Source organism: Streptomyces sp. NPDC006691, assembly GCF_042869955.1.
Lineage (GTDB): Bacteria > Actinomycetota > Actinomycetes > Streptomycetales > Streptomycetaceae > Streptomyces.
In genome coordinates this window covers 129,008-150,619 of record NZ_JBIAGW010000020.1, presented here as the reverse complement: position 1 = coordinate 150,619, position 21,612 = coordinate 129,008, and the positions used below count along the sequence as shown (strand labels likewise).

Here is a 21,612-nt window from a genome sequence, read left to right as displayed (position 1 = left end):
CGCCCTTAAGGCGCGATACGGGGTCCGGGGCGGAGCCCCGAACCGGGGTGCAGGGGGCGCAGCCCCCTGCGGGGGTCCGAGGGGCGCAGCCCCTCGAAGGGGGTCTGGGGCACAGCCCCAGGGCTCAGCTGATCCAACCCGCCGCACGGGCGGGCGGGTGGGCAGGATGCCCGGGGTCTGGGGCGGAGCCCCAGGGGCCGAACCCATCAACCCCGGGCCACGGGCGGGAGGGCGGGCAAACGGCCCGGGGCCCGGGGTCGGGGGCAGAGCCCCGGGGGCCGGGCGGCACAGGGTGGCGTATCAGAGGCCGGGCCCGCTGCGGCTCAGCGGGTGTAGATCGCCTCGATCTCGTCCGCGAAATCCTTGGCCACGACATTCCGCTTGAGCTTCAGCGACGGCGTAATGTGCCCCGCCTCCTCCGTGAACTGCGCCCCCAGAACGCGGAACTTGCGGACCGACTCCGCCTTGGAGACCGCCGCGTTGCCGTCGTCCACGGCCCGCTGCACCTCCGCCAGGAGCTCCGCGTCGTCCCGCAGCGCGGCCACCGTGGCCACGGACTTGCCGTGCTCCTCGGCCCACCGGCCGAGGAACTCCTCGTCGAGCGTGACCAGCGCGCCCACGAACGGCCGCCCGTCGCCGACGACCATGCACTCCGCGACCAGGGCGTGCGCGCGGATGCGGTCCTCGATGACCGCGGGGGCGACGTTCTTGCCGCCCGCCGTCACGATGATCTCCTTCTTGCGGCCGGTGATCGCGAGGTAGCCGTCCTCGTCCAGCGTGCCGATGTCACCGGTGTGGAACCAGCCGTCGGCCAGCGCCTCGGCCGTCGCGGCCTCGTTGTTCCAGTAGCCCTGGAACAGGTGCTCGCCGTGCAGCAGCACCTCGCCGTCGTCGGCGATGCGCACCACCGACCCCGGCAGCGGCTGCCCGACCGTGCCGATCTTCGGCCGGTCCCAGGGGTTGAACGCGGTCGCGGCGCAGGACTCGGTCAGGCCGTAGCCCTCCAGGACCGTGAAGCCGATGCCGCGGAAGAAGTGGCCGAGCCGCTCGCCCAGCGGCGCCCCGCCGGAGATCGCGTACTCGCCGCGCCCGCCGAGCACCGCCCGCAGCTTGCTGAAGACGAGCTTGTCGAAGACCTTGTGCTTGAGCTTCAGACCGATCGACGGTCCCGCGTCCGTGCTGAGCGCCGTGCTGTAGGCGATCGCGGTGTGCGCGGCCTTGTCGAAGATCTTGCCCTTGCCGTCCGCCTGCGCCTTGGCGCGCGCCGAGTTGTAGACCTTCTCGAAGACGCGCGGCACCCCGAGGATCAACGTCGGCCGGAACGAGGCGAGTTCATCGGTGAGGTTCTTGATGTCGGGGACGCAGCCGAGCTTGATCGGCGCCATCACCGAAGCCACCTCGACCAGGCGCCCGAAGACATGGGCCGCCGGCAGGAACAGCAGCACCGAGCACTCGCCGGTACGGAAGAGGGGCTTGAGCCGCTCCACCACGTTGCCGCACTCCGCGAAGAACGCGCGGTGGGTCAGCACACAGCCCTTGGGGCGGCCGGTGGTGCCCGAGGTGTAGACGATCGTCGCCGGGTCGTCGGCGTGCGCGGAGGACATCCGGGCGTCGAGGAGTTCGTCGGAGACGTCCGCGCCGGACGCGGTGAGCCCGGCGACGGCGTCCGTCTCGATGCTCAGGATCGTCTTGAGGCCGGGCAGCGCGTCCTGGACCGAGGCCACGGAGGCGCGGTGCGCCTCGGACTCGACGATCGCGAGGGTGGCGGCGGAGTCGCCGAGGATCCACTGGATCTGCTCGGGGGAACTGGTCTCGTACACCGGCACGGTGACCGCGCCCGCGCTCCAGATCGCGAAGTCGAGCAGGACCCACTCGTAGCGGGTGCGCGAGAGCAGGGCCACCCGGTCGCCGGCCTCGACACCGCCGGCGATCAGCCCCTTGGCCACGGCCCGCACCTCGGCGAGGAACTGGCGGGCGCTGACATCGGCCCAGGCGCCCGCGACCTTGCGGCCCATCACCGCTACATCGGGGTGCTGAGCGGCATTGCGGCGGATCAGATCCGTCAGGTTGCCGTCCGAAGGGACCTCGTACAGGGCCGGAAGGCTGAACTCGCGCAAGACTGCTGCTCCTCATCGGGCGCCGGTGCCACGGCTCTGTGTGACGCACCGGCTGCGGTCCAAGATCGGGCAGGTGCCCGGCGGATCCGTGGGGGGCGGAACTGACGAGCACGACTGGACTGCCCGGACGTTACCCATGGGTAGGCGGTTCCGGATAGGGGGTTCCGGCCAGATGTTCGGTGCGTCACACATCTTTGACACTGCTTCGCGCACGATAGTCCACACCTTTCAGGACCCGGAAGTAACCGCAGGTCCGACGGCCTAGGGTGATCCCCATGCGAGTTCATGTGGTCAGTGACGTGCACGGGAACGCCGAGGGCCTGGCCAGGGCGGGCGAGGGGGCGGACGCCCTGATCTGCCTCGGTGACCTGGTCCTCTTCCTCGACTACGCCGACCACTCGCGCGGCATCTTCCCCGACCTCTTCGGCGTCGAGAACGCCGACCGACTGGTCGCCCTGCGCACCGCCCGCCGCTTCGAGGACGCCCGCGAGCTGGGACGTTCGCTGTGGGCCGGGCTCGACCGGGAGGCCGCGATCGAGGCCGCGGTCCGCCGCCAGTACGCCGAGCTGTTCGCCGCCTTCCCCACCCCGACGTACGCCACGTACGGCAATGTCGACATGCCTGCCCTGTGGCCGCAGTACGCGGGCCCGGGCACCACCGTCCTGGACGGGCAGCGGATCGAGATAGCCGGCCGGGTCTTCGGCTTCGTCGGCGGCGGGCTGCGCACGGCGATGCGAACGCCCTATGAAATCTCCGACGAGGAGTACGCCGCCAAGATCGAGGCGCTCGGCGAGGTCGACGTGCTCTGCACGCACATCCCGCCCGAGGTTCCGGAGCTGGTGTACGACACCGTCGCCCGCCGCTTCGAGCGCGGCTCGCGCGCCCTCCTCGCGGCGATCGAGAAGACCCGGCCCCGCTACTCCCTGTTCGGCCACGTCCACCAGCCGCTGGCCCGGCGGATGCGGATCGGGCGCACCGAGTGCGTCAACGTCGGCCACTTCGCGGCCACCTCCCGGCCGTTCGCCCTGGAGTGGTGATCAGGCCACTGGACCGGCGACCGGCCCGTACGCGATAGCCTGCACGGGCACCTCCCCACCGCCGACGGCCCCGCCGGGCGGGGGAGACCCAGACCCACCGGACCGCGCACTGGAGGAGCCACGACGATGGCGGAACACACCAGCTCGTCTATCACCATCGAGGCGGCCCCCGCCGACGTCATGGGGGTGATCGCGGACTTCGCCCGCTACCCGGAGTGGACCGGAGAGGTGAAGGAGGCCGAGGTGCTCGCCACCGACGCCCAGGGCCACGCCGAGAAGGTGCGGCTGCTGCTCGACGCGGGCGCCATCAAGGACGACCACACCCTCGCCTACAGCTGGAACGGCAACACCGTCAGCTGGACACTGGTCAAGTCCCAGATGCTGCGCACCCTCGACGGCTCGTACACGCTCGCCGACGCCCCCGGCGGACGCACCGAGGTCACCTACCAGCTGACCGTCGACGTCAAGATCCCGATGCTCGGCATGATCAAGCGCAAGGCGGAGAAGGTCATCATCGACCGCGCCCTCGCCGGTCTGAAGAAGCGCGTCGAGAGCGGCCCGGGCGAGACCGGGGCCGGTGCCGCCGACGGGGCCGAGAAGCTCTAGACGTGCGTACGGTCCTGGTCACCGGCCCCGGCGGCGCGGGCCGCAGCACCATCGCGGCGGCGACCGCACTCGCGGCGGCCCGCCGGGGCACCCGGGTCACGCTCCTGACCTCGGACCGGCTGCCCGGTGGACTCGGCGGGGTCACCGTCCGGCGAATCGATTCGGCGGCCCACTTCCGCGCCGAGCTCCTCGCCTTCCAGGACCGCGCGGGTGCCGCCCTCGACCTGCTCGGCGCCTCCCGCCTGGACGCCGAGGAGCTCACCGAACTCCCCGGTGCCGAACAGCTCGCCCTGCTCAGCGCCCTGCGCGAGGCCGCGGCCGACCGGCCGGACCTGCTCGTCGTCGACCTGCCGCCGGCCGACCGGGCGCTCGCCGCCCTCGCCCTGCCCGAGCAGCTGCGCCGCTATCTGCGCCGGCTCCTCCCGCCCGAGCGCCAGGCCGCCCGCTCACTGCGCCCGGTCCTCGCCCAGCTCGCCGGGGTGCCCATGCCCGCGCAGTGGCTGTACGAGACCGCGGCCCGCTGGGACCTCGAACTGACCGCCGTCCAGGCCGTCGTCGAGGACCCGGGCACGACCGTACGGCTGGTCGCGGAGCCGGGCCCTGCCGCCGCCGAGGCCCTGCGCACCGCCCGGCTCGGCGTCGCCGTGCACGGGCTCGCCCTGGACGCGGTGATCGCCAACAGGCTGCTGCCCGCCGAGACCCCCGACCCCTGGCTGGCCGGTCTGGTCGCCCAGCAGCGCAAGCACCTGGACGAGCTGGGCCAGGAGTTCCCCGTCGTGCGCGAGGTGGCCCACCTGGGACGCGATCCGCGCGGCGACGACGACCTGGAGCGTTTGCTCACCGGCCCCGAGCCGGACGCCGCCCCGGCCCCGGCCCCGCGCTGGGAGATCGAGGACCGGCTGGCCGACGACGACGTCCTGGTGTGGCGCCTGCCGCTGCCCGGCGCGGTCAAGGACGGACTCGCGCTGGTGCGGCGCGGCGACGAACTCCTGCTCACCGTCGGCCCGTTCCGCCGGATCGTGCCGCTGCCCTCCGCGCTGCGCCGCTGCGCCGTCACCGGGGCGGGGCTCCACGACGGCGTCCTGGACATCCGCTTCGCGCCCGATCCCGAGCTGTGGCCCCGCGGCCGCTGAACGGGGTACCCCCGTTCGGGTAACGTCGAAGGAAACAGACCCGTAGGAAAACCAGCCGCTGGAGTTGGCCATGAGCGAAGCCACCGAGCGCCCCGCCCCCGACGCGGATGCCTGGGCCGACGCCTGCGCGGAGGACCTGGCCGCCGAGAAGGCGCGCCGCCGCGAGCAGTACGGAACGCCACCGGGATCCGCCGCCGAGGAACTGCGCAAGCTGTTCGAAGCCGTCACCGACAAGGTGTCCGGCCTCTTCGACGGCCCCGCCGGGCTGTCCGGGATGGCGGCCCAGGGTGCCGTGCAGCAGCTGATCAGCCAGGCGAAGTCGGCCGTCGGGCCCGTCATCGAGCGCAACCCCGAGGTGTTCGACCACCTCGCCGCGGCCGGCGGCGAGCTGCTCGCCGCCTATCGCTCGGCCGTCGAGGGCCACGAGCGGCGCTGGACGTCCGACGACGACCGCAAGCGCGACGAGGGTCCGGGGCCGGCCGAGCACATCGACCTCGACGACTGAGACCCGGGCGACGGTCGGCCGCGTGCGGATCCGGGACGCCGGGACCGGGACGCCGGGACCCGGACCGGTGCGGACAAAGCGCCGACCGCCGTCCCACCCCTGAGGCGAACGGTGGGCTCGGCACGCTGGGTGGCGCCCCGGCTCGGGTACGGTTGGCCGTAGCGGGGCTCGACCGAACTGAGGGATTCATGGGACTCACCATCGGTGTCGATATCGGCGGCACGAAGATCGCGGCGGGCGTGGTCGACGAGGACGGCAACATCCTCTCCACGCACAAGGTGCCGACGCCCGGCACGCCCGATGCCATCGTGGACGCGATCGCCTCGGCCGTGGACGGCGCGCGCGCCGGACACGAGATCGTGGGCGTGGGCATCGGAGCCGCCGGTTACGTCAACCGGCAGCGGTCCACCGTCTACTTCGCGCCCAACATCGACTGGCGTCAGGAACCGCTGAAGGAGAAGGTCGAGCAGCGCGTCGGCCTCCCGGTGGTCGTCGAGAACGACGCCAACGCCGCGGCCTGGGGCGAGTACCGCTTCGGGGCCGGCAAGGGCCACCGGAACGTCATCTGCATCACGCTCGGCACCGGCCTCGGCGGCGGCATCATCATCGGCAACAAGCTGCGCCGCGGCCACTTCGGCGTGGCCGCCGAGTTCGGCCACATCCGGATGGTGCCGGACGGCCTGCTGTGCGGCTGCGGCAGCCAGGGCTGCTGGGAGCAGTACGCTTCCGGCCGGGCCCTGGTCCGCTACGCCAAGCAGCGCGCCAACGCCACCCCCGAGCGCGCGGAGTTCCTGCTCGGGCTGGGCGACGGCACCCCCGACGGCATCGAGGGCAAGCACATCTCGATGGCCGCCCGCCAGGGCGACCCCGTGGCGGTCGACTCCTACCGCGAGCTGGCGCGCTGGGCGGGTGCGGGTCTGGCCGACCTGGCCTCGCTCTTCGACCCGTCGGCGTTCATCGTCGGCGGCGGGCTCTCGGACGAGGGCGAGCTGGTGCTCGACCCGATCCGCAAGTCCTACCGGCGCTGGCTGGTCGGCGGGAACTGGCGCCCGGTCGCCGATGTCATCGCGGCCCAGCTCGGCAACAAGGCCGGTCTCGTCGGCGCGGCCGACCTCGCCCGCCAGCCCGACCCGATCATGTAACGCCCCGGGTACCGCACGCACCACCGACAGTGCCCGCCGCGTCCTCCCGGACCGGCGGGCGCTGTCATACGTGGTGGTCTGTCATACGTGGTGGCCTGTCATACGTTGTGGACCATGACGACTCCCGCCGACGACCTGCCCGCGTCCGCGACCGACAACGGCTCGGCCGTGATCCGCGTCCTCAGCTACAACATCCGCTCGATGCGCGACGACAACGCGGCCCTCGCGCGGGTGATCCGCGCCTGCGAGCCCGACCTTGTCCTGATCCAGGAGGCCCCCCGCTTCTTCCGCTGGCGCAAGGCCGCGGCCCGCCTCGCGGCGGCGACCGATCTGGTGGTCCTGAGCGGGGGCGCCACGGCCGCGGGCCCGATGCTGCTGTGCTCCCTGCGGGCCATCGTGGAGCGCACCGAGGACGTGCTGCTCCCGCTCACCCCCGGGCTGCACCGGCGCGGCTTCGCGACCGCGGTGGTACGGGTCGGCGGGGCCAGGCTCGGGGTGCTCAGCGCCCACCTCAGCCTTCAGGCGGCCGAACGGTACGAGCAGGCGGGGGCGCTCCTGGACCGGCTGGCCGGGATGGGCGTGGAGCACGCGGTAGCGGGCGGCGACCTGAACGAACGGCCCGGCGGGCGCAGCTTCGCCCGGCTCGCGGGGGCGCTCCAGGACTGCCGCCAAGTGGCGCCGTGGGGCGGCGAGTTCACGTCCACGCCGCGGGAGCCGCACCAGCGGATCGACGCGATCTTCGCCACGCGGGGTGTCCAAGTCCTGGGCTGCGGCGTGCCGTTGGGCCTTGCGGACCCCGGCGACCTGCTCGCCGCCACGGACCACTTGCCGGTCCTGGCCGCCCTGAGAATCCCCACCCCGGCCGGCTGAGGGGCCGGGGTTGCCGATGCGGGCCGGCGCCGAGGGTTCGGGGGCGCGGGGACTGCGCGGGCAACCACGCGCGGCCCGCAGGGGAAGGCGGGGTCAGCGGCGCGGGGAAAGGCGGGCCCAGAGCTTCGGCGGAGCCGCACTTCGAACGCCCCGCAAAACGTCACACCACCGCGCCGCGCCCCGGATCGTCGTCCTCCTCGTCGGGCTGCATGCGCGCGAACAGCGTCGCGATGCCACCCAGGAAGCCGCCCACGCCCAGCAGCGTGAGCCACCACGTGATGTCCCAGCCGAAGATCGCCGCCAGGATCAGCAGCAGCGGACCGCCGATCACGCCGAGCCAGGCGAACTTGGCCGCCGCGTCCGCCTCCGGCAGCGGCGGCGGCTCGGGCGGCACGAAGTGACCCTCGTCGGACGGGTCGGAGGGGTCCGAAGGCTCGGCGGGAGTGAAGTCGCGCGGGCCGCCCACGCCGGGGGCGAACACCACCGAGCTGCCGAGCGCGGGCTTGTCGGACCCGGTGCCGGCGCTCCTGTCGAGCCCCTTGTCGAGTCCCTTGTCGGTGTCCTGCTCGCCGCCCGGGCCGGACTCGGGTGCCGCCGACCCCCCGCCGCCCTTCCCGTCCACCCCGGCCCCTGCCCCTGCCCCTGCCCCTGTCCCGGCCTCGGGCTCGTCCTCGATCAGGGCCAGGTCCAGGTCCTCCACCGGTCTGAAGGGTCTGGTGCCGGGCGGATCGGCCGGTTCCTCGCCGTATCCCGCCACGATCGCCGCCCAGGCAGCCTCTTCGTCGATCGGCTGCGGTTCGCGGTCCGCGTCGTGTTCAGCCACCGGTCGTGCTCCCCTTCTTCCCGACGCTCGGAGCGAGGCGGCCGATGAACGAGTAGCTCTCCTCGAAGATCCGCTCCGCATCGTGGTCCAACGTCGCCACGTGGTAGCTCTGTTCCAGCAGGATCTCCTCGACGTCCGTGGAGGAGACCCGGCTGAGGATCCGGGCCGAGTCGACCGGCGGCACCACATGGTCCTGGGGGCTGTGCAGAACCACCAACGGCTGTGTCACCTGCGGCAGTTCACCGTCCACGATCTTGAAGAAGGTGCGCAGCGAGTGCGCCGCGTGCAGCGGCACCCGGTCGTAGCCGACCTCCGTGGAGCCCTCCTTGGCGATGTCGCTCGCGATGCCCTTCGTGGACCGTACGAAGTGACGGGCCACGGGCAGTGCGTGGGCGGCCGCGCCGTGCACCTTGTTGCCCGGGTTGACGAGGACCAGGCCGCTGACCGCGTCGCCGTGCCTGGCGGCGAGCCGCAGTGCCAGGGCGCCGCCCATGGAGAGCCCGAAGACGAAGACCTGGGTGCACCGCTCCTTGAGCTCGCGCAGGGCCCGGTCCACCTCCGCGTACCAGTCCTGCCAGCCCGTGAGCTGCATGTCCTGCCAGCGGGTGCCGTGGCCGGGAAGGAGCGGCAGCGAGACCGTGAGGCCGCGCTCCGCCAGGTGGTCGGCCCAGGGCCGCATCGACTGCGGGGAACCGGTGAAACCGTGACAGAGGAGGACGCCGACCTCTCCGCCCTCGTGGCGGAACGGCTCGGCTCCAGGGAGGACCGGCACCAGGGGTCTCCTGTTCATGAGCAGGGGCGGGGGTTGTGCGGGGGAGTCCTACTTCACGGTACGCGACCGGACCGACACCGACCAGGGCCGTCGCGCGGGAGGCCGGGCCCGGCACGGGTTAAGGTCTGTTCGACAAGCACAGGAAGGCATCCGAGTTGATCTACGGCGCTATGAAGTTCTCCATCGGCGGCTCACTGAAGCTCGCCTTCAGGCCGTGGGTGGAGGGCCTGGAGAACATCCCCGCCGAGGGCCCGGCGATCCTCGCGAGCAACCACCTCTCGTTCTCGGACTCCTTCTTCCTCCCGGCCGTCCTGGACCGCAAGGTCACCTTCATCGCGAAGGCCGAGTACTTCACGTCGCCCGGGGTCAAGGGCAGGCTGACGGCCGCGTTCTTCAAGGGCGTCGGCCAGCTCCCGGTGGACCGCTCGGGCGCCCGCGGGGCGGGCGAGGCCGCGATCAACGCCGGCATCGACGTCATCAAGGGCGGCGGCCTCTTCGGCATCTACCCGGAGGGCACCCGCTCGCCCGACGGCCGCCTCTACCGCGGCAAGCCGGGCGGCCTGGCCCGGGTCGCGCTGGCCACCGGCGCCCCCGTGATCCCGGTCGCGATGATCGACACCGAGAAGATCCAGCCGCCCGGCAAGGTGGTCCCGAAGCTGATGCGCCCCGGCATCCGGATCGGCAAGCCGCTCGACTTCAGCCGCTACCAGGGCATGGAGGGCGACCGCTTCATCCTGCGCTCGGTGACCGACGAGGTCATGTACGAGATCATGAAGCTCTCCGGCCAGGAGTACGTCGACATCTACGCGACCGCCGCCAAGCGGCAGATCGCCGACGAGGCCAAGCGCGTCGCCGACGAGCAGAAGGCCGCCGAGAAGGCGGAGCGGGCCCGCGAGGCCGAGCAGGCCAAGCGGGCGGAACAGCCCGGAGCCTAGGCGTCCGGTCCGGGGGGCCGGTCAGGGGTGGGGGAGATGGCCAAGCGCGAACGTGTCGTACGGATGTCGGTGGAGCTGCCGCTGTGGCGGGCGCTGACCGGCTACCGGGTGCTCACCACGCTCTACGCGCTGGCGATCTTCGCCAGCGGCTACGAGAAGTTCGAGCGGCCCTGGGTCGGCATCGCCTACCTGGCGGTGCTCACGGTGTGGAACTTCGCGACGCTGCCCCGGGTGGCGAACGCGGCCGCCTGCACCCGGCGCTTCCTCGTCGCCGACCTCACCATGGTGCTCACCGGCATCCTGCTGACCCCGCTCGCCGACCTGGACGCCCAGCACGTCGACGGCCCGACGCTGCCGTCGATAGCGACGGCCGGGGCCGTGCTCGCCTTCGCGATCAAGGGAGGCTGGCGCTGGGCCGCCTTCGCCTCCTCGCTGGTGGCCGTCGCCAACATCGTGGAGCGCGCCCACCCCACCCGGGACACCTTCCACAACGTGCTCCTGGTGTGGATCGCCTCCATCGCGATCGGCTACATCGTCGAGGTGGCCCGGGCCAGTGAGGCGACGCTCGCCCGGGCCCTGGAGATCGAGGCGGCCACCCGCGAGCGCGAGCGCCTGGCCCGGGACATCCACGACAGCGTGCTCCAGGTCCTCGCCATGGTGCAGCGCCGCGGCAGCGCGCTCGGCGGCGAGGCCGCGGAGCTCGGCCGGATGGCGGGCGAGCAGGAGGTCGCGCTGCGCACCCTGGTCTCCAGCGGCCTGGTGCCGCCCACCCGCGCCTCCGAGGACACCGCCAACGGAGCCGTCGTACGGGCCGTGGAGGTCGCCGACGAGCCGGCTGGGACGGACCTGGTCGACCTGCGCTCGCTCCTCGCCCGGCACGCCGGGTCGAAGGTCTCCTTCGCCGAACCCGGCGCCCCGGTCCCGCTCGCACCCGTCGCGGCCGGGGAGTTGGCGGCCGCTGTCAGTGCCGCCCTGGACAATGTCCGTATGCACGCGGGGGATTCGGCGCAGGCCTGGATCCTGATCGAGGACTGGGGGGACGAAGTGGTCGTGACGGTACGGGACGACGGGCCCGGAATCCCGCCGGGCCGGCTCGACCAGGCCGAGGGGGAGGGACGCCTGGGCGTCGCCCTCTCGATCCGGGGCCGGCTGCGCGACCTGGGCGGCACCGCGGAGCTGGTCTCCGTGCCGGGCCAGGGCACGGAAGTTGAACTGAAGGTCCCACGGGGGAAGGCAGGACGGCACGGATGACGGAACAGCACGGGGAACGGGCGGACGCGGCGGTGAAGGTGATGGTGGTCGACGACCACCCGATGTGGCGCGACGCGGTCGCCCGTGACCTCGCGGCCGCCGGGTTCGACGTTGTGGCCACCGCCGGTGACGGACCGCAGGCGGTGCGCCGCGCCCAGGCCGCGGCGCCCGACGTCCTGGTCCTCGACCTCAACCTGCCGGGCCTGTCCGGCGCCCAGGTCTGCAAGGAACTGGTCGCCGCCAACCCGGCGTTGCGGGTGCTCGTCCTGTCCGCGTCGGGCGAGCACGCGGACGTCCTGGAGGCGGTGAAGTCCGGCGCGCTCGGCTACCTCCTCAAGTCGGCCGGGGCCGAGGAGCTGATCGACGCCGTGCGCCGCACGGCCGTGGGCGACCCGGTGTTCACCCCGGGTCTGGCCGGCCTCGTCCTGGGCGAGTACCGCAGGCTGGCCAGGGACCCGGCGCCCGCCACCGCCGACGAGCCCAAGGCCCCGCAGCTCACCGAGCGCGAGACCGAGGTGCTGCGGCTGGTCGCCAAGGGCCTGAGCTACAAGCAGATAGCCGAGCGCCTGGTCATCTCGCACCGCACGGTGCAGAACCACGTCCAGAACACCCTGGGCAAGCTCCAGTTGCACAACCGGGTGGAGCTGGTGCGCTACGCGATCGAGCGCGGCCTGGACGACGCCTGAGCGAGCCATCCCCCGTACGAGTGAACGGCCGCTGATCAACTCCCTTGCCCATGACGGGAATTGACCTTTCGCCCCATCCCGGAGTGACGTACGTCACCACTAGCGTGGACCGCGTACGTCACTCCCAGGTGAAGGGACCATTCCATGCGGGTCGGAGTACTGACCGGAGGCGGTGACTGCCCCGGGCTCAACGCCGTCATCCGGGGCATCGTCCGCAAGGGTGTGCAGGAGTACGGCTACGAGTTCACCGGGTTCAAGGACGGCTGGCGCGGGCCCCTGGAGGGCGACACCGTCAAGCTGGACATCCCGGCGGTGCGCGGCATCCTGCCGCGCGGCGGCACCATCCTCGGCTCCTCGCGCACCAACCCCCTCAAGGCGGAGAACGGCGTCCGCCGCATCAAGGAGAACCTCACCAAGTACGAGATCGACGCCGTGATCGCGATCGGCGGCGAGGACACCCTGGGTGTCGCGGCCCGGCTCAGCGACGAGTACGGCATCAACTGCGTCGGCGTACCCAAGACGATCGACAACGACCTGTCCGCCACCGACTACACCTTCGGCTTCAACACCGCCGTCGGCATCGCCACCGAAGCCATCGACCGGCTGCACACCACGGCCGAGTCCCATATGCGGGTCCTGGTCGTCGAGGTCATGGGCCGCCACGCGGGCTGGATCGCCCTGCACTCCGGCCTGGCTGGCGGCGCCAACGTCATCCTCATCCCCGAGCAGCGCTTCGACGTCGACCAGGTCTGCAACTGGGTCACCTCCCGCTTCAAGGCCTCGTACGCGCCGATCGTCTGCATCGCCGAGGGCGCCATGCCCAAGGACGGCGAGATGGTGCTCAAGGACGGCACGCTCGACTCGTTCGGCCACGTCCGGCTCTCCGGGGTCGGCGAGTGGCTGGCGAAGGAGATCGAGAAGCGCACCGGCAAGGAGGCCAGGACCACCGTCCTCGGCCATGTGCAGCGCGGCGGCACCCCGAGCGCGTTCGACCGGTGGCTGGCGACCCGCTTCGGGCTGCACGCCATCGAGGCGGTGCGCGACGGGGACTTCGGCAAGATGGTCGCGCTGCGCGGCACCGACATCGTGCGGGTGCCGATCTCGGAAGCCACCGCGAAGCTGAAGACCGTGGACCCCGCGCTCTACGCGGAGGTGGGCGTCTTCTTCGGCTGAGCCTCCTGGCCCGGGCCGAGCCTGCCACCCCGGGCCGACCCCGTTGACCCGGGTACCCCGGGCCGGCCCGGGTCGGCAGGCCGGGCGGGGCGGGGCTGTGGGCCGTATATTCGCGATATCCGGCCCATAGCCCTCATATCCGGCACGTGCCGGAGAGCGCCCTGAAGGGGAGAGTCGTGGAAATCCTGGCATTCGGCGTGCAGGCCGACGAGAAGCCGCTGATCGAGAGGGCCTTCGAGGGCCGTCACGAGGTCCGCTGCCTGGACGTCTTCCTGACCGAGGACACCGCGCCGATCGCCACCGGGTACGAGGTGATCTCCACCAGCGTCAATGCCAACCTCAATGCCCGGGTGCTCCAGAGCCTGGCCGTCGGCGGCACGCAGATGATCGCCCAGCGCTCCACCGGGTTCAACAACATCGACCTGGACGTGGCCGAGCGCCTGGGCCTCACCGTCGCCCGGGTCTCCTCCTACTCGCCGTACTCGGTCGCGGAATTCGCCTGGACCCTGGCGATGGCGGTGAACCGCCGCATCGTGCGGGCCTCCAACCGCACCCGCGACTTCGACTTCCGCCTGGACGGGCTGCTCGGCCGCGATCTGCGGGGCCGCACCGTCGGGGTGCTCGGCACCGGCAAGATCGGCGAGGCGTTCACCCGGATCGCCCACGGCTTCGGGATGAACCTGCTCGGCTGGGACGTGGCACAGAACCCGGCCTGCGTCGAGCTCGGCATGAAGTACGTGGACAAGGACGAGCTCTTCGCGAGCGCCGACGTGATCAGCCTGCACGTGCCGCTGCTGCCCTCGACCCACCACATCATCGGGCGCGAGGAACTCGCCGCGATGAAGGACGACGCGATCCTGGTCAACTCCAGCCGGGGCGGGCTCGTCGACACCGACGCGCTGGTCGGCGAGCTGCGCAAGGGCCGCTTCGCCGGGGTCGGTCTGGATGTGTACGAGGCCGAGGCGGGCCTGTTCTTCCTCGACAAGTCCCTGGAGGCCGTCGAGGACGACACCCTGGCCCGCCTCGTGACGTTCCCCAACGTGGTGGTCACCTCGCACCAGGCCTACTACACCCGGGACGCGGTGACGCAGATCGTCGAGGCGACGGTGGAGAACGTGGCGGCCTACGCCGAAGGCCGCCACACCGAGAACGTCCTGGTCCCCGCCGCGAAGTGAGCGGCGGATTCAGCGGACCGCCGCGACCCCCGCGAGCAGATCCCTGACGACTTCCGGACCGCGCAGGGTCAGCACCGACTCCGGGTGGAACTGGATGCCCGCGTAGCCGGAGCCGCGCAGCGCGTGCACCTCGTGCGTCACCGGGTCGCGGGCGACCTCCACGCCGGGCAGCTCGCCGGCGCAGCGCGCCGCGAAGCTGTTGTAGAAGCCGACCGTCTCCTCGCGCCCGAACAGGTCGATCCGCACCTGCGCGCCCTGGTGAGGCTCCCGCTTGCGCACGATCTCCAGGCCCAGCTCCGCGGCGATCAGCTCGTGGCCCAGGCACACGCCGAGCAGCCCGTGCCGGTGCGAGCGCAGCAGCTCGGCCGCGAGCGGGCGGAGCAGCCGCATCTTCGGGTCGGCCGCGTCCACCGGGTTGCCAGGACCGGGTCCCAGGATCACCGGGCCCTCGTGGCCGAGCACCCGCGAGCGCAGTCCCGGTGCGTCGTAGCGTACGACCGAGACCTCCAGGCCCGCCGAGCGCAGCACATGCGCGAGCATCGCCGTGAACGTGTCCTCCCCGTCCACCACCAGGGCCGATCCGCTCGGTTCGGCCGGCCGGTCCTGCATCCGCAGCCAGAACGGCGCCAGGTCGGCCCGCCGGGCGTCGAGGGCGGCCCGCACCCGGGTGTCGTCGGCGAGCCGCGGCCGTACGGACTCGACGGCCGGGCGGCCCGGGCGCACCCCGAGCGCGGCCAGTACGCCCGCCGCCTTGGCGTGGGTCTCGGCGACCTCGCTCGCCGGGTCGGAGTGCCGGACGAGGGTGGCGCCGACCGGGACCGTGAGGCGGCCGTCGGGGGAGACGTACGCGGTGCGGATCAGGATGGGGGAGTCCAGGGTCTGGGCGCCGCCCGCGTCCCGGCCGAGCAGCGCGAGCGCGCCCGCGTAGTAGCCGCGGCCGCCGTCCTCGTACCGCTCGATGACCCGGCACGCGTTCTGCACCGGAGAGCCGGTGACCGTCGCGGCGAACATCGTCTCCTTCAGCACCTCGCGCACGTCCAGCGAGGAGCGGCCCCTCAACTCGTACTCGGTGTGCGCGAGATGGGCCATCTCCTTGAGGCGGGGGCCGATCACCACGCCGCCCATGTCGCCGACCGTGCACATCATCTTGAGCTCCTCGTCGACGACCATGGAGAGCTCGTCGGTCTCCTTGCGGTCGGCGAGGAAGGTCAGCAGGTCCTCGGGGGTGGGGCCGCCGGCCGGATAGCGGTAGGTCCCGCTGATCGGGTTCATGACGACGGTGCCGCCGGACATCCGCACATGCACTTCGGGGCTCGCCCCGACCAGGGTGCGGTCGCCGGTGTGCACGACATACGTCCAGTAGGCACCCCGCTCGCCCGCGAGCAGCCGGCGGAACAGGGCGAGCGCGTCGGCCCGGCCGAAGCCGGGGATCTCGCCGGTGAAGGTGCGCCGGATGACGAAGTTGGCGCCTTCGCCGCTGCCGATCTCGTCGTCGATCACCCGCCGTACGATCCCCGCGTACTCCTCGTCGCCGACGTCGAAGGAACCGCCCTCGACCCGCACCTCGTGCGCGGGCAGCTGCGCGAGGACCTCGTCGAGCGGCAGTTCGTGGGCCTCGTCCGCGACCAGGACCGAGAGCGGGGTTCCGTCGTCGCGGACGTCGAATCCGCGCTCCCGGATCTGCCGGAACGGCACCAGGCCGAGCGTGGGCAGGTCCCGGACGGGCAGGTCGGCGAGGTGCTCGGCCTCGTGGACCTCGCCGATCAACAGCTCGACGACCTCGTGGTCGCGGCCCGGGGTGCGCCTGCGCAGCAGCGCGAAGGGCGGGCAGTTCTCGTCCAACAGCCTCTGGATCAGCATGAGTCGGGGTTCCTTCCGGCGGTGTGAGCGGGAGAGGAACGGCCCGGGAAACACGGAAGGCCGCCCCTCGGGGCGGCCTTCGCGAGTCTGTGTCAGCGCAGAGATCAGCGGGCCGCCGGATGAGCGGTCCACCACCAGTTCTGGATCGAGTGCGCGAACATGCGGCGCACTCTACCCGATGGCACCGCCGGTGGCGGCGCCATCGGGAGAACGGCTAGCGGTTGTCCGGGGTGACCACCTGGACGTCGGCGGTCTTCACCCAGGCGATCCGGTGGTTGTACCGGATCGGGTAGAAGGTCTGGGCGCCCTTGACCAGGGTGCCGAGCGTGGTGCCGCCGTAGTAGTAGTCGCCCGCGACCGGGTCACCGGCGGCCACGTAGGCCTGCCCGGCCGGGACGGTGTACTTCGTCAGGGACGCCGAGTTGCTGCCCTGCACCGGCACCCCGGTGCCCGCGTACGCCGCGTCCTCGGGGTAGGACCGCCCGTAGACCTGCACCGGCGCGGTGCCCTTGGCCTTCAGGACGACCGGGGCCGCCGAGCGCGCCACGACCGAGGTGTAGCGGCCGCCCGGGTTCTGGAACCAGGCCTTCTGCCCGCCGTACCAGATCGCCGTCCAGTCGCCCTGCCGGTCCGCGACGACGTACCGGCCGCCCGCCACGACCTTGTTGGCCCAGTTCGGGCCCTCGGTCGCGACCTGGCCGCCCAGGTACGGGTCGGTCAGCGCGGCCGCGTCCGTGGACGGGGCGGCGTACAGATAGCCGAAGTTGACCGGCTCGTCGAAGGTGGTGCGGGTCTTGGTGGCCGGGTCGTAGTACGTCGTCGTGCGCGGGGTGAACGGCGGGACGACCTTGACGACCTGCCCGGCCGCGGGCATCCGGCCGCCGGTGCAGTCGTCGGCGCCGAGCAGGGACATGTAGTGGTTCCAGTCCCAGAACGGGCCCGGGTCCCAGTGCTGCCCGGCCACATAGCCGTCCAGCGGGCCCGGCACCTCGTCGTGGCCGATGATGTGCTCGCGGTCCAGCGGGACGGAGAACCGGTCGGCGAGGTACTTCACCAGCGTCGCCGACGCGTCGTAGAGCGGCTCGCCGTACCAGCTGCCGGTCTTCATCGCGAAGCCCACGTGCTCGATGCCGAGCGCGTGCATGTTCACCGTCTTGTTGCCCGCGTGGTACGACTCGTCCTTCGTCGCCACCACCTGGGTCACCAGGCTGCCGTCGTCCTTGACGATGTAGTGCGTGCTGGCCGAGCTCTTGGGGTCCTGGAAGGTGCTGATCGAGCCCTCGTAGGTCCCCTCCGTGTCGTGGATCACGATCTGCCGGATGTCGAAGCCGTTGTCCGGCCGGTTCGCCACGTTGTAGTTGTTCGGGTCGGCCGGCTTGTAGTCGCAGTTCAGCCCGGCCGGGCACTCGGGCGTCGGGGCCGTCGGGGCGGCCGCCGCCCTCGTCGCCTTCGCTGTCGGCCCGGCGGGCTTCACCCCGGGGTCGGCCGGCAGCGCGAGGCGCTGGCCGTCCGCGGTGACCCGGCTCTCGCCCGAGCGCACCGAGTCGAAGACGCGCCCGGCGAAGGTGTCGGCGCCCTTGGCGTCGGGGGACTGGCTGTAGCGGGCCACCGCCGGGTACCAGGCACCCGGGTCGGCGGGCAGCGAGCCGGTGGCCGCGCGCTGGTAGCGGGCGAGCAGCGCCGCGCCCGCCCGGATGCTCTGCCCGGCGTCGGTGCGGACCGCGTCCACCGGCTCGCCGATGAGCTTCGCGGCCTCGTCCAGGGTGTGCAGGCGCGGGTCGGTGGTGTCGACGGACGGCTCGGCGGCCGGGACCTGCCTGGCGTCGAACCGCTTCATGACGGCCGGGTCGCCGCTCAGGTCGAGATGGGCGAGCCGGTCCTGCGCGGTGGGCCGCTCGACGTCGCCGGGCAGCACCCGGGTCAGGCCCATGACGTTGTACGCGCCCGAGGTGCTGGGCTCACCGTTGTGGTCCTCCCAGAGCGTCTGGCGGTAGGAGACCGCCATCAGGACGCTCTGCGGAACCTTGAACTCCCGTGCCGCGCGGGCGAATTGGCCCTGCAATTCCGAGGCCGCCGCACCGCCGGCCGCCGGGGCGGCAGGCGCCGCGAGCGCCCGCGGGCCGAGCGCGGTGAGGGCGAGGGCCCCGGCCACCCCGTACCCGAGAAGCTTCCTCTTCGTGTGTTTCCGCTGCCTGCTGGTCTCGCTCCGGCTCACGCCCACCCCTGGTCACCTTTGTCCGCAATTCAGTAACTGGCGTGAGATTAACAGGGGATGATCATGAACAGTCACGGTCAGGACCTCCCGGACGGCATGACTGCCCTCGCGGTCCTCGCCCCCGTGTCCGCGTGGCCGGTGTCTCATTTGGTGGTCGCTGGGGTGGACGGGTTGGCCGACCCCGTAATGTGGGTCCGGTGACCGTGAACGTAAACACCTGGCGTGACCTTCCCGCGGCGCAGCAGCCCGAGTACCCCGATGCCGAGGCTCTGCGCGATGTGATCGCGGACCTCGAATCGTATCCGCCGCTCGTCTTCGCGGGCGAGTGCGACCAGCTGCGCGCCCGTCTGGGAGCCGTCGCCCAGGGCGAGGCGTTCCTGCTCCAGGGCGGCGACTGCGCCGAGGCCTTCGACGCCGTCTCGGCCGATCACATCCGGGCCAAGCTGAAGACCCTCCTCCAGATGAGCGCCGTCCTCACCTACGCGGCCTCCGTGCCCGTGGTGAAGGTCGGCCGCATCGCCGGCCAGTACTCCAAGCCCCGCTCCAAGGGCACCGAGACCCGCGACGGCGTGACCCTGCCGACCTACCGCGGCGACTCCGTGAACGGCTTCGCCTTCACGGAGAAGGACCGCGTCCCGGACCCCGAGCGCCTGAAGCGGATGTACAACGCCTCCGCCTCCACGCTCAACCTGGTGCGCGCCTTCACCACCGGCGGCTACGCCGACCTGCGCCAGGTGCACGCCTGGAACCAGGACTTCGTGAAGTCGTCCCCCTCGGGCCAGCGCTACGAGCAGCTCGCCCGCGAGATCGACAACGCGCTGAACTTCATGAAGGCCTGCGGTACCGACCCGGCCGAGTTCAAGGCCGTCGAGTTCTACGCCTCCCACGAGGCGCTGCTCCTCGACTACGAGTCGGCGCTGACCCGCGTGGACTCGCGCACCGGCGAGCTGTACGACACCTCCGGCCACATGGTGTGGATCGGCGAGCGCACCCGGCAGCTGGACGGGGCGCACATCGAGTTCGCGTCCCGGATCCGCAACCCGATCGGCATCAAGCTCGGCCCGACGACCACCGTGGACGAGGCGCTCACCTACGTGGACCGCCTCGACCCGGACCGCGAGCCGGGCCGGCTGACCTTCGTCGTCCGCATGGGCGCGGACAAGGTCAGGGACAAGCTGCCCGAGCTCGTCGAGAAGGTCACCGCCTCCGGTGCGGTCGTCGCCTGGGTCACCGACCCGATGCACGGCAACACCTTCGAGGCGGCCTCCGGCCACAAGACGCGCCGCTTCGACGACGTCCTGGACGAGGTCAAGGGCTTCTTCGAGGTCCACAAGGCGCTGGGCACCCACCCGGGCGGCATCCACGTCGAGCTCACCGGTGACGACGTCACCGAGTGCGTGGGCGGCGGCCACGAGATCTTCGTGGACGATCTGCACCAGCGCTACGAGACGGCCTGCGACCCCCGCCTGAACCGCAGCCAGTCCCTGGACCTGGCGTTCCTGGTCGCAGAGATGTACCGCGACCAGTAATTCCCGTACGCAGCTGATTCCCGTACGCAGCGACAGTGGGGCGCGGATCCATGTGATCCGCGCCCCACTGGCGTACCGGGGCTGTCGCGCTCCCGGGGTGCCGGGTAAGGTTAGGGTTGCCTCACCGACGAAACGGGAACCGGTCGATCGGGACGGCATGTCCATCGACCCCGTGTCGATCATCTCGGGAGGTGAACCGCGTGTACGTGTGCAACTGCTTCGGTGTCACCGAGGAGCAGGTCAGGAAGCACGCGGAGGGCGGTGCCTGCACCCCCCGCCAGATAGCGTCCGCCTCCAAGGCCGGCACCGACTGCGGTTCGTGCGTGCGCCGCATCCAGTCGCTGCTCGGCCGCGGCGCGTGCCCGCGGCGCGAGCTGGTGGAGCAGGGCAGGCCCGCGCTCACCGCCGTCGCCCCGGAGCCCGAGTTCGCCGCCACGGCCCTCGACGACGCCGCCTGACACCCGGCCCGGCCGCCCCGGTGGCCGACGGTGCCCGTCAGCTCTCCGGCTGCTCGATGAGCTGCGCGATGTAGAGCGCCTCGCCGAGCTTCTCCACCAGCTCCAGCTGGGTGTCGAGATAGTCGATGTGGTGTTCCTCGTCGGCCAGGATCGACTCGAAGATGTTCGCCGAGGTGATGTCGCCCTTGGCGCGCATGACCTCGATGCCGCGCTTGAGGCGGTCGATCGCCTCGACCTCGATCTGCCGGTCCGCCTGGAACATCTCGGTGACCGTCTGCCCGATGCGCACATGGAAGAGCCGCTGGAAGTTCGGCAGACCGTCCAGGAACAGGATCCGGTCGGTCAGCACCTCCGCGTGCTTCATCTCGTCGATCGACTCGTGACGCGTGTACTTGGCCAGCTTCGTCCAGCCGAAGTTGGCCTGCATCGCGCTGTGCAGCCAGTACTGATTGATCGCCGTCAGCTCGGCACTCAGCTGCTCATTCAGGAATTCGATGACCTCGGGGTCGCCCTGCATCGCAGAGGCTCCTTCCAAGCGGTTACTGGGCAAGTTGCGCGCATCCTCGCACCGTGATCAGAACCCGTCCAGTAAGTGCATGCTTAGTAGGAGTTGCCCGCATACGGACGTCCCTGGTCACCACCACCCCCCGGGGTCTGTCACCATGGAGTCATGGGTCAGCCGGAGAGCCGGGAGCGGCAGGGAGCAGCGCACACGGAGCTTCCGCCGGGGCAGCGCCTCCAGCGCGGCTGGCCGGTCACCCACTACGGACCGGTGCCCAAGTTCAAGCCGGAGCGCTGGGAGTTCCGGGTCTTCGGGGCCACCGCCGACGGCGGGAAGCACTGCTGGAACCACGAGGAGTTCTCGGCGCTGCCGTTCGAGACCGTGGTCGCCGACCTGCACTGCGTCACCAAGTTCTCGATGCTCGGGGCCGAATGGGGCGGGGTCGGCGCCCGCACGATAGCCGGCATCGCGCCCCCCGCCGCCGACGTCACCCATGTGATGGTGTGGGCCGAATACGGCTTCAGCTCCAACCTGCGGCTCGCCGACTTCCTGTCCGACCGCACGCTCTTCGCCACCCACAACGGCGGCGACCTGCTCACCGCCGAACACGGCTTCCCGCTGCGCCTGGTGGTGCCGCACCTGTACGCCTGGAAGGGCCCCAAGTGGGTCCGCGGCATCGAGTACATGACGGCGGACCGCCGCGGCTTCTGGGAGGAGCGGGGCTACCACAACATCGGCGATCCCTGGCGCGAGCAGCGCTACTCCTACCAGGAGGAGCCCGGGGACGGCCCCGAGCTCTGAGCTCCCGGTGATCCGGGCTCCC

Annotated in this window: 21 protein-coding genes; 14 read left to right on the top strand and 7 right to left on the bottom strand. The window is 71.7% G+C overall.

The genetic code is table 11. From position 1 onward, the window contains the following. Positions 1 to 323 precede the first annotated feature (323 nt). Positions 324 to 2,117, bottom strand: a complete 1,794-nt coding sequence (locus ACFYNP_RS32150) for an AMP-dependent synthetase/ligase (RefSeq protein ID WP_388790466.1) — start codon at positions 2,115 to 2,117, stop codon at positions 324 to 326. A 275-nt stretch (positions 2,118 to 2,392) separates the two neighbouring features. Here ACFYNP_RS32150 and ACFYNP_RS32145 point away from each other — a divergent pair, with 275 nt between their 5' ends. The 6 genes from ACFYNP_RS32145 to ACFYNP_RS32120 all read left to right on the top strand — a co-directional run bounded on the left by ACFYNP_RS32145 (position 2,393) and on the right by ACFYNP_RS32120 (position 7,410). After that, complete coding sequence (locus tag ACFYNP_RS32145; RefSeq protein WP_388414974.1) at positions 2,393 to 3,154, top strand: metallophosphoesterase; 762 nt, start codon at positions 2,393 to 2,395, stop codon at positions 3,152 to 3,154. A 126-nt stretch (positions 3,155 to 3,280) separates the two neighbouring features. Next, positions 3,281 to 3,760 carry an SRPBCC family protein gene (locus ACFYNP_RS32140; RefSeq protein WP_388790464.1) on the top strand — a complete coding sequence of 160 codons (480 nt, stop codon included), beginning with the start codon at positions 3,281 to 3,283 and terminating at the stop codon, positions 3,758 to 3,760. 2 nt (positions 3,761 to 3,762) lie between these two features. Next, positions 3,763 to 4,893, top strand: coding sequence for an ArsA family ATPase (locus ACFYNP_RS32135; RefSeq protein ID WP_388790461.1), 1,131 nt, complete (start codon positions 3,763 to 3,765; stop codon positions 4,891 to 4,893). A gap of 70 nt (positions 4,894 to 4,963) precedes the next feature. Further along, on the top strand, positions 4,964 to 5,398 hold the full coding sequence (locus ACFYNP_RS32130) for a DUF5304 domain-containing protein (RefSeq protein ID WP_388414983.1): 435 nt from the start codon (positions 4,964 to 4,966) through the stop codon (positions 5,396 to 5,398). A 188-nt stretch (positions 5,399 to 5,586) separates the two neighbouring features. After that, positions 5,587 to 6,540, top strand: a complete 954-nt coding sequence (locus ACFYNP_RS32125) for an ROK family glucokinase (protein ID WP_100574629.1) — start codon at positions 5,587 to 5,589, stop codon at positions 6,538 to 6,540. Positions 6,541 to 6,654: 114 nt separating this feature from the next. Next, a complete protein-coding gene (locus tag ACFYNP_RS32120; RefSeq protein WP_388414987.1) occupies positions 6,655 to 7,410 on the top strand; it encodes an endonuclease/exonuclease/phosphatase family protein in 756 nt (251 codons plus the stop codon). 160 nt (positions 7,411 to 7,570) lie between these two features. On the opposite strand, the gene ACFYNP_RS32115 is transcribed toward ACFYNP_RS32120, so the two are convergent. Together ACFYNP_RS32115 and ACFYNP_RS32110 are read right to left on the bottom strand one after the other, a co-directional pair. Then, positions 7,571 to 8,233, bottom strand: a complete 663-nt coding sequence (locus tag ACFYNP_RS32115; RefSeq protein WP_388790458.1) for a hypothetical protein — start codon at positions 8,231 to 8,233, stop codon at positions 7,571 to 7,573. Next, positions 8,226 to 9,005, bottom strand: a complete 780-nt coding sequence (locus tag ACFYNP_RS32110) for an alpha/beta hydrolase (RefSeq protein ID WP_388414992.1) — start codon at positions 9,003 to 9,005, stop codon at positions 8,226 to 8,228. Before ACFYNP_RS32110 ends, ACFYNP_RS32115 begins: the two co-directional genes overlap by 8 nt. Before the next feature lie 155 nt (positions 9,006 to 9,160). On the opposite strand from ACFYNP_RS32110, the gene ACFYNP_RS32105 reads away from it, so the two are divergent. The 5 genes from ACFYNP_RS32105 (at position 9,161) to ACFYNP_RS32085 (ending at position 14,225) form a co-directional block, all read left to right on the top strand. Next, positions 9,161 to 9,940: a 1-acyl-sn-glycerol-3-phosphate acyltransferase gene (locus ACFYNP_RS32105; protein WP_388790455.1), complete on the top strand. Its 780-nt coding sequence runs from the start codon at positions 9,161 to 9,163 to the stop codon at positions 9,938 to 9,940. A 36-nt stretch (positions 9,941 to 9,976) separates the two neighbouring features. Continuing rightward, positions 9,977 to 11,191: a MacS family sensor histidine kinase gene (gene macS, locus ACFYNP_RS32100; RefSeq protein ID WP_388790452.1), complete on the top strand. Its 1,215-nt coding sequence runs from the start codon at positions 9,977 to 9,979 to the stop codon at positions 11,189 to 11,191. After that, positions 11,188 to 11,877: a response regulator gene (locus tag ACFYNP_RS32095; protein WP_388415001.1), complete on the top strand. Its 690-nt coding sequence runs from the start codon at positions 11,188 to 11,190 to the stop codon at positions 11,875 to 11,877. Before macS ends, ACFYNP_RS32095 begins: the two co-directional genes overlap by 4 nt. A 144-nt stretch (positions 11,878 to 12,021) precedes the next feature. Further along, positions 12,022 to 13,050 (top strand): 6-phosphofructokinase, encoded by a 1,029-nt coding sequence (locus tag ACFYNP_RS32090; protein ID WP_388415004.1) that lies wholly within the window; start codon positions 12,022 to 12,024, stop codon positions 13,048 to 13,050. A gap of 176 nt (positions 13,051 to 13,226) precedes the next feature. Then, complete coding sequence (locus ACFYNP_RS32085) at positions 13,227 to 14,225, top strand: 2-hydroxyacid dehydrogenase (RefSeq protein WP_388790449.1); 999 nt, start codon at positions 13,227 to 13,229, stop codon at positions 14,223 to 14,225. A gap of 9 nt (positions 14,226 to 14,234) precedes the next feature. Here the strand turns inward: ACFYNP_RS32085 and ACFYNP_RS32080 are convergent, their stop codons facing one another. The 3 genes from ACFYNP_RS32080 to ACFYNP_RS32070 form a co-directional block, all read right to left on the bottom strand. Further along, a complete protein-coding gene (locus tag ACFYNP_RS32080; protein ID WP_388790446.1) occupies positions 14,235 to 16,085 on the bottom strand; it encodes an anthranilate synthase family protein in 1,851 nt (616 codons plus the stop codon). A 104-nt stretch (positions 16,086 to 16,189) separates the two neighbouring features. After that, entirely contained in the window at positions 16,190 to 16,246 is a 57-nt protein-coding gene (locus ACFYNP_RS32075; protein ID WP_079033853.1) for a trp operon leader peptide, read from the bottom strand. Between the two features lie 53 nt (positions 16,247 to 16,299). Further along, positions 16,300 to 18,300 carry an N-acetylmuramoyl-L-alanine amidase gene (locus tag ACFYNP_RS32070; RefSeq protein ID WP_388790443.1) on the bottom strand — a complete coding sequence of 667 codons (2,001 nt, stop codon included), beginning with the start codon at positions 18,298 to 18,300 and terminating at the stop codon, positions 16,300 to 16,302. 188 nt (positions 18,301 to 18,488) lie between these two features. Here ACFYNP_RS32070 and ACFYNP_RS32065 point away from each other — a divergent pair, with 188 nt between their 5' ends. Further along, positions 18,489 to 19,829 (top strand): class II 3-deoxy-7-phosphoheptulonate synthase, encoded by a 1,341-nt coding sequence (locus ACFYNP_RS32065; RefSeq protein ID WP_388415014.1) that lies wholly within the window; start codon positions 18,489 to 18,491, stop codon positions 19,827 to 19,829. A 191-nt stretch (positions 19,830 to 20,020) separates the two neighbouring features. Then, positions 20,021 to 20,287, top strand: a complete 267-nt coding sequence (locus ACFYNP_RS32060; RefSeq protein WP_388415017.1) for a bacterioferritin-associated ferredoxin — start codon at positions 20,021 to 20,023, stop codon at positions 20,285 to 20,287. A 37-nt stretch (positions 20,288 to 20,324) separates the two neighbouring features. Here ACFYNP_RS32060 and bfr read toward each other — a convergent pair whose 3' ends face one another. After that, on the bottom strand, positions 20,325 to 20,804 hold the full coding sequence (bfr, locus tag ACFYNP_RS32055; protein ID WP_161258098.1) for a bacterioferritin: 480 nt from the start codon (positions 20,802 to 20,804) through the stop codon (positions 20,325 to 20,327). 153 nt (positions 20,805 to 20,957) lie between these two features. Here bfr and ACFYNP_RS32050 point away from each other — a divergent pair, with 153 nt between their 5' ends. Then, the gene (locus ACFYNP_RS32050) at positions 20,958 to 21,590 is read left to right on the top strand and encodes a sulfite oxidase-like oxidoreductase (protein ID WP_388415020.1); all 633 of its coding nucleotides are present in this window, start codon (positions 20,958 to 20,960) and stop codon (positions 21,588 to 21,590) included. The last annotated feature ends 22 nt before the right edge of the window (positions 21,591 to 21,612 follow it).